11 protein-coding genes and 1 pseudogene are annotated in these 16,461 nt (G+C 64.7%); 6 read left to right on the top strand and 6 right to left on the bottom strand.

All coding sequences use genetic code 11. The features are described 5' to 3' along the window. Positions 1 to 60 precede the first annotated feature (60 nt). A complete protein-coding gene (locus tag JKP78_RS08700; RefSeq protein WP_009683322.1) occupies positions 61 to 633 on the bottom strand; it encodes a xanthine phosphoribosyltransferase in 573 nt (190 codons plus the stop codon). Positions 634 to 694: 61 nt separating this feature from the next. Continuing rightward, complete coding sequence (gene rep, locus JKP78_RS08695) at positions 695 to 2,704, bottom strand: DNA helicase Rep (RefSeq protein ID WP_170033767.1); 2,010 nt, start codon at positions 2,702 to 2,704, stop codon at positions 695 to 697. Positions 2,705 to 3,001: 297 nt separating this feature from the next. On the opposite strand from rep, the gene JKP78_RS08690 reads away from it, so the two are divergent. Continuing rightward, positions 3,002 to 4,666, top strand: a complete 1,665-nt coding sequence (locus tag JKP78_RS08690) for a putative bifunctional diguanylate cyclase/phosphodiesterase (protein WP_186684046.1) — start codon at positions 3,002 to 3,004, stop codon at positions 4,664 to 4,666. A 123-nt stretch (positions 4,667 to 4,789) separates the two neighbouring features. Here the strand turns inward: JKP78_RS08690 and JKP78_RS08685 are convergent, their stop codons facing one another. Further along, a complete protein-coding gene (locus JKP78_RS08685) occupies positions 4,790 to 6,178 on the bottom strand; it encodes a NorM family multidrug efflux MATE transporter (protein WP_186684048.1) in 1,389 nt (462 codons plus the stop codon). Between the two features lie 155 nt (positions 6,179 to 6,333). Here JKP78_RS08685 and JKP78_RS08680 point away from each other — a divergent pair, with 155 nt between their 5' ends. The 3 genes and pseudogenes from JKP78_RS08680 to JKP78_RS25415 all read left to right on the top strand — a co-directional run bounded on the left by JKP78_RS08680 (position 6,334) and on the right by JKP78_RS25415 (position 9,326). Then, entirely contained in the window at positions 6,334 to 7,260 is a 927-nt protein-coding gene (locus JKP78_RS08680) for a LysR substrate-binding domain-containing protein (RefSeq protein ID WP_186684050.1), read from the top strand. A 167-nt stretch (positions 7,261 to 7,427) separates the two neighbouring features. Continuing rightward, a pseudogene (locus tag JKP78_RS25420) lies at positions 7,428 to 8,468 on the top strand (Cache 3/Cache 2 fusion domain-containing protein); the annotation flags it as partial. Continuing rightward, on the top strand, positions 8,466 to 9,326 hold the full coding sequence (locus JKP78_RS25415; protein ID WP_372241590.1) for a methyl-accepting chemotaxis protein: 861 nt from the start codon (positions 8,466 to 8,468) through the stop codon (positions 9,324 to 9,326). The pseudogene JKP78_RS25420 and the gene JKP78_RS25415, both read left to right, overlap by 3 nt. A 39-nt stretch (positions 9,327 to 9,365) precedes the next feature. Here JKP78_RS25415 and hglS read toward each other — a convergent pair whose 3' ends face one another. Beyond that, the gene (gene hglS / locus JKP78_RS08670) at positions 9,366 to 10,760 is read right to left on the bottom strand and encodes a 2-oxoadipate dioxygenase/decarboxylase HglS (protein ID WP_200626553.1); all 1,395 of its coding nucleotides are present in this window, start codon (positions 10,758 to 10,760) and stop codon (positions 9,366 to 9,368) included. Between the two features lie 224 nt (positions 10,761 to 10,984). Beyond that, positions 10,985 to 11,875 (bottom strand): LysR family transcriptional regulator, encoded by an 891-nt coding sequence (locus JKP78_RS08665; RefSeq protein ID WP_200626552.1) that lies wholly within the window; start codon positions 11,873 to 11,875, stop codon positions 10,985 to 10,987. Between the two features lie 135 nt (positions 11,876 to 12,010). Between JKP78_RS08665 and amaB the strand changes: the two genes are divergently transcribed. Next, positions 12,011 to 13,501, top strand: a complete 1,491-nt coding sequence (gene amaB, locus JKP78_RS08660; RefSeq protein ID WP_200626551.1) for an L-piperidine-6-carboxylate dehydrogenase — start codon at positions 12,011 to 12,013, stop codon at positions 13,499 to 13,501. Positions 13,502 to 13,669: 168 nt separating this feature from the next. Next, positions 13,670 to 14,956 (top strand): L-pipecolate oxidase, encoded by a 1,287-nt coding sequence (amaA, locus tag JKP78_RS08655; protein WP_200626550.1) that lies wholly within the window; start codon positions 13,670 to 13,672, stop codon positions 14,954 to 14,956. Positions 14,957 to 14,991: 35 nt separating this feature from the next. On the opposite strand, the gene JKP78_RS08650 is transcribed toward amaA, so the two are convergent. Beyond that, positions 14,992 to 16,419 (bottom strand): mechanosensitive ion channel family protein, encoded by a 1,428-nt coding sequence (locus JKP78_RS08650; RefSeq protein WP_200626549.1) that lies wholly within the window; start codon positions 16,417 to 16,419, stop codon positions 14,992 to 14,994. Positions 16,420 to 16,461 lie beyond the last annotated feature (42 nt).

The raw sequence follows: 16,461 nt of genomic DNA, 5'->3' as shown, positions 1-16,461 counted from the left end.
TGTACTCGTGTAGGAGCGGCCTTGTGTCGCGATGGGCTCGCGCAGCGGCCCCGAGGGGCATCACTCGATGAAAGTCACCACACCACCTTCCAGCGACTTCACCCGGGCCAGCGATTCGACGCGGTAGCCCTGGCTGTCCAGCTCGGCACGGCCACCCTGGAACGACTTCTCGATGACGATGCCCAGGCCGGCCACGGTCGCGCCGGCCTGCTTGATGATCGAGATCAGTGCCTGCGACGCCTTGCCGTTGGCCAGGAAGTCGTCGATCACCAGCACCCGGTCGCTGCTGTTGAGGTGGCGCGGCGAAATGGCCACGGTGTTCTCGGTCTGCTTGGTGAAGGAATACACCGAGGCAGTCAGCAGGTTTTCGGTCAGGGTCAGCGACTGGTGCTTGCGGGCGAAGATCACCGGCACGCCCAGCTTCAGGCCGGTCATCACCGCCGGGGCTATCCCTGAGGCCTCGATGGTGACGATCTTGGTCACGCCGGCGTCGGCAAACAGGCGGGCGAACTCGTCACCGATCAACTGCATCAGCGCAGGGTCGATCTGGTGGTTGAGAAACGCATCGACTTTGAGAACCTGATCGGAAAGCACGATGCCTTCTTCGCGAATCTTCTGGTGCAGTGCTTCCACTGTGTTTACCTCGAAACAAAGGTGGCCGCTGTACGCGGCAATAGTAAAGAGTAATGGTTGATCAGCGTTTGAGCATCGCCCGGATATCGGCCAGGGCGTTGTTGCCGCGTGCCGCCTTGACCTCGACCGGCGCATCGTCCAGGCCCTCCCAGGCCAGGTCTTCCGGCGGCAGTTCATCGAGGAAGCGGCTGGGTGTGCAGTCGATGATTTCGCCGTACTGCTTGCGCTTGGCGGCGAAGGTGAAGGCCAGGGTCTGGCGCGCGCGGGTGATGCCCACGTAGGCCAGGCGGCGTTCCTCTTCGATGGTGTCGGCCTCGATGCTGGAACGGTGCGGGAGGATCTCCTCTTCCATGCCCATGATGAACACGTAGGGGAACTCCAGGCCCTTGGAAGCATGCAGGGTCATCATCTGCACGCCTTCGGCGTTCTCTTCCTCTTCCTGCTGGCGCTCGAGCATGTCGCGCAGCACCAGCTTGCCGATGGCGTCCTCGATGGTCATGTCACCCTCTTCGTCCTTTTCGAGGGTGTTCTTCAGCGCTTCGACCAGGAACCAGACGTTGCTGATGCGGAACTCGGCAGCCTTGTCGCTGGCGGTCTGCTGGCGGATCCAGTTCTCGTAGTCGATGTCGCGGATCATCTCGTGCAGTGCGGCAATCGGGTCTTCCAGGGCAACCTTGTGGCGCACCCCGTCCAGCCAGTGCTTGAAGCGCTGCAAACGCTCGGTATAGCGGGCGTCCAGGTGCTCGCCCAGGCCCAGCTCCTCGCTGGCGGCATACATCGAGATGCCGCGCTCGGTGGCGTAGTTGCCAAGCTTTTCGAGGGTGGTGGAGCCGATTTCCCGGCGCGGTACGTTGATCACCCGCAGGTAGGCGTTGTCATCGTCCGGGTTCACCAGCAGGCGCAGGTAGGCCATCAGGTCCTTGACTTCCTGGCGGCCGAAGAAGCTGTTGCCGCCCGACAGGCGATACGGCACCTGATGATGCTGCAGCTTCAGTTCGATCAGCTTGGCCTGGTAGTTGCCCCGGTAAAGTATGGCAAAGTCGCTGTAGGGGCGGTTGGTGCGCAGGTGCAGGGTGAGGATTTCCATGGCCACGCGTTCGGCCTCGGCTTCCTCGTTCTTGCAGCGGATCACCCGGATCTCGTCGCCTACGCCCATCTCGCTCCACAGCTGCTTCTCGAACGCGTGCGGGTTGTTGGCGATCAGCACGTTGGCGCAACGCAGGATGCGGCTGGTGGAGCGGTAGTTCTGCTCCAGCATCACCACCTTCAGGGAGGGGTAGTCCTCCTTGAGCAGCATGAGGTTTTCCGGCCGGGCACCACGCCAGGCATAGATCGACTGGTCGTCGTCGCCGACCACGGTGAACTGGTTGCGCATGCCGATCAACATCTTCACCAGCAAGTACTGGCTGGCGTTGGTGTCCTGGTATTCGTCCACCAGCAGGTAGCGCACGCGGTTCTGCCAGCGCTCCAGCACGTCGGGGTGCTCCTGGAACAGCTTGACCGGCAGCAGGATCAGGTCGTCGAAGTCCACCGCGTTGAACGCCTTGAGCGTGCGCTGGTAGTGGGTGTAGACGATGGCGGCGGTCTGCTCGCGCGGGTTGCGCGCCTTTTCCAGGGCCTCGGGCGGCAGGACCAGGTCGTTCTTCCAGGCACCGATCATGTTCTTGATCTCGTCGATGCCGTCGTCGCCGGAGTATTCCTTCTGCATGATGTCCGACAGCAACGCCTTGATGTCGGACTCGTCGAAGATCGAGAAGCCCGGCTTGTAACCCAGGCGCTCGTGCTCCTTGCGGATGATGTTCAGGCCAAGGTTGTGGAAGGTGCACACCGTCAGGCCGCGGCCTTCGCCCGGGCGCAGCAGGGTGGCGACCCGTTCCTTCATCTCGCGGGCGGCCTTGTTGGTGAAGGTCATCGCCACGATGTACTGGGCACGGATGCCGCAGTTCTGGATGAGGTGGGCAATCTTGCGCGTGATCACGCTGGTCTTGCCCGAACCTGCACCGGCGAGCACCAAAAGAGGGCCGCCGACATAGTCACGGGCTTCCTGCTGCCGGGGATTGAGTCGGGACATGCTAGAAACCGGGGGTCGCCAGAAAATAGCCGCGCATTCTAACAGGCATGCGGCCGTTATGGCGCGACCGTCTGACGTCTGAGTCAGACTTTTGTGACCGTTCCAGTATTAGTGCAGCTAATCCTAGGCACTGAAAAAAACGTATTTGCCGGTTGGGTCCGTTTCGCGCAGGATGCACGACAAAATGCGTCGGGATGTTACGCCTGCCTTTGCGCGCACAAATTTAGAAATCATTCTCATTTGTGCAGTAGCATACCCGAACTCTTCCGTTGCACCGTGAAGCCCTAAGGAGCCCGCTTGTCCACGCCTGTCGAACCTCTGCGTTTGCTGCTGTTGGCTGATGAGCCGGAATGGACCGTATTGCTGCGCGACTGCGTGCAGGCATTGGACGGTGCTGCAGTGTTGCTGACTGCACCCAACTGGGAGGCGGTAGACAGCCTGTTCAGCAATGACCGCCAGGCTGTCGTGCTGGCCACACCGGCTTTGCAGCCTGCACCCGGGCGCTGCGACCTGCCGACCATCCTGCTGCTCGAGCATGAGCCCGAGCTGCCACCGAGCGCGGTCAGCGATTGGCTGGTGCGCGAGCAACTCAATGCCGACAGCTTGCGCCGCTCGCTGCGCCATGTGCGTGAACGCGGCGTGCTGGTGGCCACCTTGCAGCGCCTGGCCGAGCAGGACCCATTGACCGGTATCGCCAACCGCCAGGGCTTCCAGGCCTTGCTCACCGCGCGCCTGGCCGAGAACGATGGTCGCGGCGTTGCCCTTGGCCATCTGGACCTGGACAACTTCCGTCACGTCAACGATGCGCTTGGTCACCAGAGCGGCGACCGCCTGATCCTGCAAGTGGTGGCACGCCTGAAGCAGCAACTGGAGGCGGGTGACCAGGTGGCGCGCCTGGGCAGTGATGAGTTCGCCCTGCTGATCGACACCCGCCGTGACGCCAACCGCGCCGAGTGGATTGCCGAGCGCATTGTCGAAGCACTGGCCGAGCCGTACTGGATCGACGGCGAAAGCCTGCTGCTGGGCTGCAGCCTGGGCCTGGCCCATGCGCGTGTCCAGGGCGGGGCCGACCCGCTGATGTGGCACGCGCACATTGCCATGCGCCAGGCCAAAGGCAGCCAGGGCTGTACCTTCCATGTGTTCAACGAGCGCATCAACCGCAATGCCCGCAGCCTTGCCGACCTGGAGAGCGAGCTGCGTCGTGCCCTGCGCCGTGACGAGCTGGAGTTGCACTACCAACCGCGGCTGAACCTGGCCGATGGGCGCATCGTCGGCCTGGAGGCGCTGGTGCGCTGGCGGCATGCCGAGCGTGGCCTGTTGCCGCCCAGTGAGTTCGTGCCGCTGGCCGAGCAGAGCGGGTTGATCGTACCGTTGGGCTACTGGGTCATTTCCCGAGCCCTACGTGACATGCAGGCACTGTGCGAGGGTGGGCTGGAGCCGCTGCACATGGCGGTCAACCTGAGCTTCCGGCAGTTCCAGGACAGCCAGTTGCTGGCGACCTTGAGCCGGCTGATCATCGAGCATGGTGTCGATGCCCGCTGGCTGGAATTCGAACTGACTGAAACAGCGGTGATGCGCCGCAACGAGCTGGTACGCCAGACCATGGATGCCCTGGGGCGCCTGGGCGTGCGTTTCTCGCTGGATGACTTCGGTACCGGGTTCTCTTCGTTCGTGCATCTCAACAGCCTGCCGATCACCTTGCTCAAGGTGGACCGCAGCTTCGTCGCCGAAATGGAAATGCGTGAAGAGAACCGCAAGCTGGTGCACGCCATGATCAACCTGGCGCACAACCTCAACCTCGAGGTAGTGGCCGAGGGAGTGGAGAGTGAAGAGCAGCTGGCCTTGTTGCGCGGGTTCGGTTGTGACCAGGTGCAGGGCTTCCTGGTCAGCAAGCCGCTGCCGGTGGGGGAGTTGATGGAGTTCTTGCTGGATTACAGCAAGCCGAAGCTGATTAGCCTGTGACATCGCAGGGGAGGGCTTCGCCCTCCTGTCGCGACACAAGGCCGCTCCTACATTGATCGGCGAACGCAGGCCCATGTAGGTGCGGCCTTGCGTCGCGAAAGGGCTGCAAAGCAGCCCCAACGGTCACACAGACACTGCAGACCTGTCAGCCAGCCCGGCCTTCCCCAGCAACCGCTTCATTCGCCACTCAAAACCAAAGGTCAGCGCCACCGCCGCACATGCCAGCCCCAGCGCCAGCCCCCACCATACCCCCACCGCGCCACCGCCCAGGGTAAAGGTGAACAGCCAGGCGCTCGGCGCCCCTACCAGCCAATAGCACACCAGCCCGATCAGGAAGGTGGTCTTGGCATCCTTCAGGCCGCGGATCGAGCCCATGGCAATGGTCTGCATGCCGTCGAACAGCTCGAACCATGCCGCCACCGCCAGCAGCTGCACCGCCAGCTGGAAGATCGCCGCGAAGGCCGGGTCGTTGCGGTCGATGAACAGCCCCACCAGCGCATCGGGCAGCAGCCAGAACAACGCGGCAAAGGCAAACATGATCATGGCCCCGAAGCCGATACCCACCCGCCCGGCGCTGCGTGCCGCCAGCAGGTTGCCGGCGCCGAAGTACAGCCCCACCCGCATGGTCACCGCGTACGACAGGCCGGTCGGCACCATGAACGCCGTGGAGACGATCTGCAGGGCGATCTGGTGCGCCGCCAGCTCGGTACTGCCCAGCACGCCCATGCACAGCGCGGCGAAGGCGAACAGGCCGACTTCCACCATGTAGGTACCGCCAATCGGCAGGCCCAGCCGCCACAGTTCGCGCAGGGCCGGCAGCGACGGGCGCGACAGGCCTTTGCGTAGCGGGTAGGCCGCATAGGCCGGGTGCCAGCGGATATACAGCGCCAGGGCGATGGCCATGCCCATCGACACCACCGCGGTGACCAGGCCGATGCCCATCAGGCCCAGCCTGGGCAGGCCGAACATGCCTTCGATCAGCGCCACGTTGAGCAGGTAGTTGAGCACCGTGCCTACCAGGCTGATGACCATCACCGGGGTCGAGCGGCCCAGGGCGCTGGTGAAACCGCGCAAGGCCATGAAGGTCAGGTAGCCGGGCAGGGCCAGCGGCAGCAGGGTGAGGAACTCGGCGGCCGAGGCCACGTTCTCGGGTTTTTGCCCGAACAGCAACAGCACCGGCTCAAGGTTCCACAGCACCAGCCCGGCGCACAGCGCCAGGCCCCAGGCCAGCCACAGACCGTTTTGCGCCAGGCGCGTGGCGCCGTCGATGTCGTTGGCACCCTTGCGGATCGCCACCAGTGTGCCGACTGCCGCGATCACGCCCAGGCAGAAGATCGACACGAACGAATAGCTCGCCGCCCCCAGGCCACCGCCGGCCAGTGCTTGCGGGCTGATGCGGGCCATCATCAGGGTGTCGGTGAGCACCATCAGCATGTGCGCCAGTTGCGAGGCGATCAGCGGCCCGGCCAGGCGCAGCAAAGCCTTGAGTTCGGTAGTGGGCGCGACGTGCATGGGACGGTCCTTCTTCCTGGGGCGATCAACGAAGGGCGATTCTGAGGCTTTGGTCAACTTTGCACAAAAGGATAAAAGCGATCGTTGGCATGAGTGTGACTCATGCATATATGCTCAGCGGTGATCCGTTCATAGCCCCGCATGGCAGGTGCCTCATGTCCCGTCAGCTTCCCCCGTTGTATGCCCTGCGTGCATTTGAAGCCGCCGCCCGGCTGAGTTCGTTCACCCGTGCCGGTGAGGAACTGTCGATCACCCAGAGCGCGGTCAGCCGGCATATCCGCACACTGGAAGACCACTTCGCCTGTCGCCTGTTCGTGCGCAATGGCCGCAGCCTGCAACTGACCGAAGCGGCGCGGGTGCTGCTGCCAGGCGTGCGGGAAGGCTTCGCCGCGCTGGAGCGGGCCTGCGATACCTTGCGTGGCGAAGACGGCATCCTGCGCATGAAGGCGCCTTCGACCCTGACCATGCGCTGGCTGCTGGCGCGGCTGAGCCGGTTCCGGCACCTGCAGCCCGGCAACGAAGTGCAGCTGACCAGTGCCTGGATGGACGTCGACCATGTGGACTTCAGCAACGAACCGTTCGACTGTGCGGTGCTGCTCAGTGACGGCGTGTTCCCGCCAGACTGGGAGGTGCGCCGGTTGTTCGCCGAACTGCTGATCCCGGTAGGTGCGCCGGACCTGCTCGCGGATGGCCCCTGGGATGTGCGACGGCTGGCCGGTATCGAGCTGCTGCACCCGACGCCGGACAAGCGCGACTGGCGCGCCTGGCTCGAACGCATGGGGCTCGGCGACCAGGTCTCGCTCAAGGGCGGGCAGGTGTTCGATACCCTGGAACTGGGCATGATCGCGGCCGCGCGCGGCTACGGCATCTCCATGGGAGACCTGCTGATGGTCGCCGAGGACGTGGCACAGGGACGCCTGAGCCTGCCGTGGCCGACCGCCGTTCCCAGCGGTATGGACTATTACATGGTGTGGCCGCGCACCCGCCCGGGCGGGGAGCGCTTGCGGCGGCTGAGCAGGTTCCTGCAGGACGAAGCGGCGGCGGTGGACCTGCCCGATGTGCAGATTCTGCCGACGCTTTGAATGCCAGGCGCAAAGGTTTGCGAATATCCCGGTCCGACACTCAAGTATTCCCTGGCGACGCCGATCAAGTGGCACCAGCGTCCCGGAAGAGGGCGCGCTTCCCGATGACAACAAGCGGGTGGCCCACGTGATCAGGACGATCCCGGCCTCTTGCCAGGAGCTTGACCATGTCTCAACCGCGTGCCCGAATCGCCTCGCAACTGGGGGTTGCCCTCGCCATCGTGCTGGCGCTGGTGATTTCCGGCAGTACCCTGTTCGCCTTGCGCTCGCTGGACGATGCCAACCTCGCCACCCGCCAGGCCCACCTGGCCAGCGAGGCACGTTTGCTGGCCGACCAGCTCGACACCTTCCACGGCTCGCTCAAGGACAACACCCAGCGCCTCAGCGGGCTGTTCGAGCGGCGCTTCGCCTCGGGCCTGTCGCTGCATGCGGGGGAGACCGTGCAGGTCGCCGGCCAGGCCACGCCTGCCCTGTACCTGGGCAACCAGCTGCTGAACAACGACTTCCAGCTGGTCGACGACTTCCAGCAGATGACCGCCGGCATCGCCACGCTGTTCGTGCGCAGCGGTGACGATTTCGTGCGTATCAGCACCAACCTGAAGAAGCAGGACGGCAGCCGCGCCATCGGCACCCTGCTGGATCGCCAGCACCCGGCCTACGCCCGGTTGCTGGCCGGGCAGATGTACGTGGGCCGCGCCGTGCTGTTCGAGCGTAACTACATGACCCGCTACGTGCCGGTGAGTGACGCCAGCGGTCAGGTAATCGCCGTGCTGTTCGTCGGCTTCGACTACACCGACGCGCAGAATGCCCAGTTTGCCAACCTGGTGCGCTTCCGCATCGGCCAGACCGGCTCGTTGGCCTTGCGCGACGAGAAGGGCGCCTGGCTGGTGCCGCCGGCCAATGCCGACCAGCAGTTGTACAGCGCCACCGCCCCCTTCGCCGAAGGGCCCTGGACCGTGGTGGCCAGCATGCCGATGGCAGAAATCCGCGAAGTGACCTGGAGCGTTGGCCTGCGCCTGGCCATCGGCAGCCTGCTGGCGATGCTGCTGGCTGTTGCCGCCACGCTGTGGCTGTTGCGCCGCAAGCTGCGCCCGCTGGACGACCTGGTGCGCCAGGCAGAGGCGCTCGGGGCGGGAGACCTGGGGGCACGCCTGAGCGTGACCAGCGATGACGAGATCGGCCAGCTGGCACGCAGCTTCAACAAGATGGGTGAAGCACTGGCGACCATGGTCGAGCACATCCGCAGTGCCTCCGAGCAGGTCAGTACCCGTGCACGCTCGCTGGCTGGCCTGTCGGCCGGTGCGTGCGAAGGCATGGACCAGCAATCCGGCGAAATCACCAGCATGGCCGGCGCGGTGGAAGAGTTCAGCGCCACCTCGATGAACATCGCCGACAACATGGCCGGCACCGAGCGCATGGCCCGTGACAACGCCCAGCAGACCCGCATCGGCCGCAATGCCATGGACGAGGCGTCGCGCTCGCTGACGCAGATTGCCGAGGCGCTCGGCGGTACCGCCACGGTGATGGACAGCCTGGGCGCCCGCTCGCAGGAAATCGGCGGCATCATCAGCGTGATCACCGCCATTGCCGAGCAGACCAACCTGCTGGCGCTGAATGCCGCCATCGAGGCGGCCCGTGCCGGCGAGCAGGGGCGTGGCTTCGCCGTGGTGGCCGATGAGGTGCGGGGGCTGGCTGCGCGTACCCGCCAGGCCACGGACGAGATTTCCAGCATGATCACCAGCATCCAGCAGCAGACCGGGCACGCCATCACCACGCTGGAGCAAGGCAACCAGCTGATGCAGGAAGGCCTGGAACGCAACGACAAGGTGGCCCAGGCGTTGGCGCGTATCGACGAGCAGAGCCGTGCGGCCGGTGAGCAGTTTGCCGTGATCAGTACCGCCACTCAGGAGCAGAGCAGTACCGCGACGGTGCTCAGCCGCAACCTGCAGAGCATTGCCCAGGCCAACGGCGAGCAACGCGAGGTGGCCAATGAACTGGCCTTTACCGCGCGTGAACTGGAAGGTTTGGCAGCACAGTTGCGCCAGGAAGTGGACCGCTTCCGCTGAAACCGCAGGGGGCGCAGGGCGCCCCCGCAATCTGAAACCTTACATCGAACCCAGGTTCAACGCCTGCGCACAGGCCTGCAGCGACCGCCGCTCGCTCAGCGCATACAGGGCCAGCTCATCCTGCACCTGCATGCCCAGCGCTGCTTCGAACGCAGCGCGGTTGGCATTGCTGCCGTACTCGGCGTGCGCGTCGTCACCCAGGTTGGACTGGAAGATCCCTGCCGCACTCACCGGCAGGAAGTCCTCGTAAACCAGCGCTTCGTAGTGCACGTGACCCGCTTCGATCAGCCCTTCCAGGGTGCTCGGGCGGTCATCCTGGTCACGCGCGGCCAGGCCTTTCTCGGTAGCGAAGTAACGGAAATACGCCAGCCCCTGCTGGCGCATCTGTGCCAGGTCGTCCGGGAATTCGGCAAAGGTTTCCTTCAGCAGCGCCATGTAGCGTTCGGCATTGGCCTCGGCCGGCACGCCACCCAGGGCAGCCCGAGTGGCATCGAGCAGCTTGTCGTACAGTTGACGGCCTTTCGGCGTCAGGGCTGCACCGCGTTGCTCGATTTCGCCGAAGCGCGCGGTGTGGCTGCCTTCGCTGCCCTGCTGGTCGCTGAAGGCGACCTTTTCCTGCAGGGCCTTGAAACTGGTCTGGCGCAGCAGGATCGGGTGGCGCCGGGTGGGAGGCCCCTCGACCACCGCCTTCGGCGGGATGCCTTTGGCTGGCATGCCGGCCTGGATCGCATCAATGTCCAGCGTGCGCGGGGTCAGGTGGTTGATGTGCGGGCCCTTGAAGGCCACCACGTCGGCGATCAGGCGGTGCTGGTCGTGCAGCTGCTGGTACTGCTCGGCAGTAACCGTGGCGTCATGGTGCCAGCGGAAGGTGTGCAGCGCTTCCTGCACGAATGCCTCGGCATCTGCGCCGTTCAGGCCACCGTCGCATTCGCACTGGGCAATCAGTTCAAGGGCGCGGTCGGTGAAGATCTTGCGTTTGGCCAGGATGCTCTCTGCCAATGCACGCAGCTGCGGGTTGTCGATCAGTTCCAGGCGCAGCAGCGAAGTGAATACGCGGAACGGGCTGACGTGCAGCGACTGCTCGTGCACTGCGCGGAAGGCGGTGGAGTGAACTGGCACCCCGGCGGAGCTGAGGTCGTAGTAGCCGACCGGCTGCATGCCCATCACTGCGAACAGGCGGGCAATGGTTGCCAGTTCTTCAGCAGTGCCGACGCGGATAGCCCCGTGGCGCTCCTGGTCCAGCCGTTCGATCTCGCCTGTCCAGCGCAGGGCCTCGGCGACTTCAGGTTGCCGGGCCATGACCTGCTGGTTGATTTCGCTCACCAGCTCCAGCAGCGTGCCGTACAGGGGCACTTCCTGTTTGTACATGAGCGACATGGCGGCAGAGAACTGCGCGCGGATGTTGTCGGGGCTGACGAAATCGTGGGCGGGCATCGCTAGCTTCCTGGTTGGTTCGGACGCTTACATGAAAGCGGGGAATGCACTTGGCTTACAAGCGAAAAAAAGTGAGTGTGTCATTCCTTTTTTGATCGATCTAAAGAGCGCTGGGGCTGCTTTGCAGCCCTTTCGCGACGCAAGGCCGCTCCTACAAAAGCAACGCGGCCTCCTGTAGGAGCGGCCTTGCGTCGCGAAAGGGCCGCAAAGCGGCCCCGGCAGTATCAATCCGCAAGCTGCTCGCGAATCCACTCCACCAACGCCCGCACCTTGGGCACCTCCGCTGCATGCTCGGCATACGCCAGGTAATGCGCTCCGGCACTGGGCATCGCATGGTTCCACGGCATCACCAGGCTGCCCTCGGCCAGTTCCTTCGCCGCCAGGTAGCGCGGCACCAGTGCCACCCCGCACCCGGACTGCGCCGCGCTCAAGGCCATATAGAATGTATCGAAGCGCGGCCCGTGGTAGGCGCTGACGCTTTCCAGGCCCAGCTCCAGAAACCATTCGTGCCACGCCTCTGGTCGCGAGGTACTCTGTAGCAGCACCAGCTCGGCCAGTTGCCCGGCATCGACCAGTTCGCGGCCGGCCAGCAGCTCCGGTGCGCACACCGGCACCACTTCTTCACCGAACAGCTCCATGCAGGTGGCCCCCGGCCAGGTGCCCTGGCCGTAGAAAAACACCACGTCCGCCGAACCCTGCAGCAAGGCGAACGGCTCCATCTCGTTGCGGATGTCGAGGTGGATATTGCCGTGGCGTTTGCCAAAGCCCTTGAGGTGCGGAATCAGCCAGCGCACGCCGAAACTCGGCTGGGTGGCTACTTTCAATATCTCGGTCTGCTCGCCGTAGGTGAGCACGTAGCGGCTGGACATGTCGACCTGGGTGAGGATCTTGTTGACCTCGGCCAGGTACAGGCTGCCGGCTGGGGTCAGCTGCAGGCGGCGGCGGATGCGCAGGAACAGGTGGTGGCGCAGCATGTCTTCCAGCTGCGCCACCTGCTTGCTGACCGCGCTCTGGGTCAGGTGCAGTTCTTCGGCGGCACGGGTAAAGCTCAAATGGCGGGCTGCAGCTTCAAAGCACTGCAGGGCGGTCATGGACGGCACCAGGCGTTTGGACATAGCGGTCTCTGCGGCTCAAATCATTACCTGACGGAATGATATGCGGAATAAAGGTCGTTTGTTGTACCTATGTGATCGGATTAATACTGACCCACATCATTTTTCCACCCCATCACCCGATGTAGGAGAAGCACAATGGTTGCTGGATTGCTCGAGCGCCTTGGCGTTGCTGCCGAGGCTTACACCCAGGGCGACTACCCTGTTCACACGCCGATCGACGGCAGCCAGATCGCCTCGGTGAAACTGCTCGGCAAGGCCGAGACCATCGCCCGCATCGACCAGGCGCAAGGTGCCTTCGAAGCCTGGCGCAGCGTGCCGGCCCCGCGCCGTGGCGAACTGGTGCGGCTGTTCGGCGAAGTGCTGCGTGAGCACAAGGCCGATCTCGGCGAGCTGGTATCGATCGAAGCCGGCAAGATCACCCAGGAAGGCCTGGGCGAAGTGCAGGAAATGATCGACATCTGCGACTTCGCCGTTGGCCTGTCGCGTCAGCTGTACGGCCTGACCATCGCTTCCGAGCGCCCTGGCCACCACATGCGGGAAACCTGGCACCCGCTGGGCGTGGTCGGTGTGATCAGTGCCTTCAACTTCCCGATCGCGGTCTGGGCCTGGAACACTGCCCTGGCCCTGGTGGCCGGCAACTCGGTGGTGTGGAAGCCGTCGGAGAAGACCCCGCTGACCGCCCTGGCCTGCCAGGCACTGTTCGACAAAGCCCTGAAAGCCTTCGGTGATGCCCCGGCTGGCCTGGCGCAACTGGTAATCGGCGGCCGTGAAGCCGGCGAAGCCCTGGTCGACGACCCGCGCGTACCGCTGGTCAGCGCCACTGGCAGCACCCGCATGGGCCGTGAAGTAGGCCCGCGCGTGGCGGCCCGCTTCGGCCGCAGCATCCTGGAGCTGGGTGGCAACAACGCCATGATCCTGGCCCCGAGTGCCGACCTGGACCTGGCCGTGCGCGGCATCCTGTTCTCCGCTGTCGGTACCGCCGGCCAGCGTTGCACCACCTTGCGCCGCCTGATCGTGCACCGCTCGATCAAGGACGAAGTGGTTGCCCGCGTCAAGGCCGCCTACGGCAAGGTGCGTATTGGCGACCCACGCAAGGACAACCTGGTTGGCCCGCTGATCGACAAGCAGTCGTTCGATGCCATGCAGGGTGCGCTGGCCAAGGCCCGTGACGAAGGCGGCCAGGTGTTTGGCGGCGAGCGCCAGCTGGCCGACCAGTACCCGAATGCCTACTACGTGTCGCCTGCCATTGCCGAAATGCCGGCGCAGAGCGACGTGGTGCGCCACGAAACCTTCGCCCCGATCCTGTACGTGCTGGCCTACGACGATTTCGAAGAGGCCCTGCGCCTGAACAACGAAGTGCCACAAGGCCTGTCGTCGTGCATCTTCACCACCGACATCCGGGAGGCCGAGCGCTTCCAGAGTGCTTCGGGCAGCGACTGCGGTATCGCCAACGTCAACATCGGCACCAGCGGCGCCGAGATCGGCGGTGCGTTCGGTGGCGAGAAGGAAACCGGCGGTGGCCGTGAGTCCGGTTCAGACGCCTGGAAAGGCTACATGCGTCGCCAGACCAACACCGTGAACTACTCGCGCGAGCTGCCGCTGGCGCAGGGTATCGTGTTCGACTGATGGATTGATGCTGCATGGCCGGGGGCCTGGCCCCCGGTTCGCGGGTAAACCCGCTCCCACAGGTTCTCCACTGCCCTTGAGGCCTGTGTGGGTGTCTGTGGGAGCGGGTTTAGCCGCGAATGGGCCGCTTTTGCGGCCCCAACAAGAACAAATCGCTGGAGCCGGGCCATGTCCGAACTGCGTCAACAATGCTTGTGGGAATTCGTCACAGAACCGACCATCGCCGCCCAGGCCCTGGCTGGTGAGCACAAGGCCGATGTCTGTGTGATCGGTGGCGGCATTACCGGCCTGTCAGCGGCCATCCACCTGCTCGAGCAGGGCAAGTCGGTGGTCCTGCTGGAGGCCTGGAAGATCGGCCATGGCGGCTCCGGGCGCAACGTCGGCCTGGTCAACGCCGGCACCTGGATTCGCCCTGACGATGTCGAAGCCACCCTCGGCCTGCAGCAGGGCAGCCGCCTGAACAAGGTGCTGGGTGAGGCCCCGGCTGAAGTGTTCGCCATGATCAAGCGCCTTGGCATCGACTGCCAGGCCCAGCACAAAGGCACCTTGCACATGGCGCACAACGCCACCGGCATCGCCGACCTCGAGGCCCGCCACGAACAATGGCGTCGCCGGGGGGCCGATGTGGAGCTGCTGACCGGCGCCCAATGCCAGGAATACTGTGGTACCGACAAGATCTCCGCCGCGCTGCTCGACCGCCGCGCCGGCACCATCAACCCCATGGGCTACACCCAGGGCCTGGCTGCTGCGGTAGCGCGCCTGGGCGGCAAGCTGTTCCAGCAGTCGTCGGTCGAAGGCCTGGCGCGTGACGGCGATGCCTGGCGGGTGAAGACCGCACGTGGCGCGGTGCGCGCCGACAAGGTGGTGATTTCTACCGGCGCCTATACCGAAGGCGACTGGAGCAACCTGCAGAAGCAGTTCTTCCGCGGTTACTACTACCAGGTGGCGTCCAAGCCGTTGCACGGCGCTGCCGCCGACAAGGTACTGCCGGATGGCCAGGGTTCGTGGGACACCCGCACCGTGCTCAGCAGCATCCGCCGCGACGACCAGGGCCGCCTGCTACTGGGCAGCCTTGGCCGGGTCGACAACAAGCCGGCCTGGTTCATACGCAGCTGGGCCGACCGGATCCAGAGCCACTACTACCCCGAGCTGGGCAAGGTCGAATGGGAGATGCACTGGACCGGCTGCATCGACTTCACCCCCGACCACCTGATGCGCCTGTTCGAGCCGGCGCCGGGGCTGGTCGCTGTCACCGGGTACAACGGGCGTGGCAATACCACCGGGACCGTGATCGGCCGGGCGTTCGCCGAATTCCTGCTGAAGGGCGAGGCGGGCAGCCTGCCGATTCCGTTCTCGCCGATGAAGGGGGTGAGTGCACCCTCGCTGCGCACCGCGTTCTACGAGTCCGGGTTCTCGCTGTATCACGCGGGGCAATGCTTGAGGGTTGTGCTGTAAGCCCTGGGTTGCGCTTGTAGGCGCGGCGGGCCGGCTTACTTGTGCAACCAGCTGAGGAAGCCGCCCTTCTTGATTGAAGCCGGCTTCTGCAGCAGCAGCGACTCCCGGCTCTGCCGCCTGAACCGCTGCAACTTGCCAAGCGCTGCCTGCACCTCGCCACGTTGCACCAGGCAGCTTTTAACCTGTTCCTTGTCGATTCGATACAGCACGCAACTGGTCAACGTGCGGAACTCGGCAAACGAGTCGTCCTCATCGATGATGCCCTCGATCCCCAGCACCTCACCCGGCCCCATGCGCCCGGCTTCCACCAGCCGGTCGCCATCCCGGATCGACGCCGACACCACGCCGCTGCCAATCACCAGCAGGTGCTCGGAATGCTCGCCCACACCCAGGATGACCTGGTCCGCCAGGTATTCCACCGCAGTCATGCGCTGGCTCAGGGCATCGCGTTCTTCATCGGTCAGCGAGCGGAACACTCGTACTTCGTCCAGCACCTCGCGCTGACGGCTGCGTGGCGGCATGGCCAGGTCCACGTTCCACATCACCCCGCTGGCCTCCAGGTGCCGGTGCGCAAGGTCGAACAGCTGGTTGCGCGCATCACCCTTGACGCCTGCGTCGGCGACGAAGCAGCTGGCCTCGTACTCTACTGACTCCAGCGTCGACGCCTTCACCGCGACCTTCGGTTTTGGCGTGGCAAGAATGGCGCTGACACCTTGCAAGGCTTTTTCCAGCGCATCGAACACGCGCTTGGGGCGCACCTTGGCTGGCACCACCACGCTGATCGATACGCCATGTACGTCGGCCGGGCGGCTGTGGTTGAGCAGCCGCGCCTTGGCCGCCACCGAGTTGGGGATCACTGCCAGGCTCCCGCTGCCGGTGAGCAGGCGGGTAGCACGCCAGTCGATTTCCAGCACCTTGCCTTCGGTGCCGTCAATCGAGATCGAATCGCCAATCTGGTAGGGCCGCGTGGTGTTCAGGATGATGCCGCTGAACACGTCGGCCAGCGTGCTTTGCAGCGCCAGGCCGATGACGATGGCCATTACCCCGGAGGTGGCCAGCAGGCCCTTCACCGGCAGTTGCAGCACATAGCCTGCCGCGGCGACCACGGCGGCCAGGAAGATCAACGCCCCCAGCACATCCTGCAGCAAGCGCCCGCCATGGCTGCCACGGGCCACCAGCAACAGGCCGAACACCACCGTTACCGTACGCGCGCCGAACAGCCACCAGCCGATGGCCAATACCGTGGCCAACAGGTTGCGTGAGACATCGTCGGCCCAGGGGGGCGGTTGCAGCGGGCTCATGCCGGCGGCCACCAGTACCGAGCTGAACAGCAGGAACAGCACCAGCCGCGCGCCGATGCGCCAGGCCCGGTGCTGGAGGGGAATGAGCTGCCAGAGCACGAGGTCGAGCAGGATCAAGGCGATGCCGAGCAGCAGCGGGTATGACTGGATGAACGCCAGCATGGAGGTCTCGGGGGCAAGGGGAGGGCTGTGGGTAGTAATAGA

It is taken from the genome of Pseudomonas sp. LAM2023 (genome assembly GCF_016620375.1).
Lineage (GTDB): Bacteria > Pseudomonadota > Gammaproteobacteria > Pseudomonadales > Pseudomonadaceae > Aquipseudomonas > Aquipseudomonas anuradhapurensis.
Note: the sequence above shows the minus strand (reverse complement) of the source record. Positions and strands in the feature narration are given on the sequence as shown.

Coding starts and splice junctions, on each gene's coding strand:
- rep (WP_170033767.1), bottom strand. CDS start 2,704: ATGTCCCGACTCAATCCCCGGCAGCAGGAAGCCCGTGACTATGTCGGC.
- JKP78_RS08685 (WP_186684048.1), bottom strand. CDS start 6,178: ATGCACGTCGCGCCCACTACCGAACTCAAGGCTTTGCTGCGCCTGGCC.
- JKP78_RS08680 (WP_186684050.1), top strand. CDS start 6,334: ATGTCCCGTCAGCTTCCCCCGTTGTATGCCCTGCGTGCATTTGAAGCC.
- JKP78_RS25415 (WP_372241590.1), top strand. CDS start 8,466: ATGGGTGAAGCACTGGCGACCATGGTCGAGCACATCCGCAGTGCCTCC.
- hglS (WP_200626553.1), bottom strand. CDS start 10,760: ATGCCCGCCCACGATTTCGTCAGCCCCGACAACATCCGCGCGCAGTTC.
- JKP78_RS08665 (WP_200626552.1), bottom strand. CDS start 11,875: ATGTCCAAACGCCTGGTGCCGTCCATGACCGCCCTGCAGTGCTTTGAA.
- amaB (WP_200626551.1), top strand. CDS start 12,011: ATGGTTGCTGGATTGCTCGAGCGCCTTGGCGTTGCTGCCGAGGCTTAC.
- amaA (WP_200626550.1), top strand. CDS start 13,670: ATGTCCGAACTGCGTCAACAATGCTTGTGGGAATTCGTCACAGAACCG.
- JKP78_RS08650 (WP_200626549.1), bottom strand. CDS start 16,419: ATGCTGGCGTTCATCCAGTCATACCCGCTGCTGCTCGGCATCGCCTTG.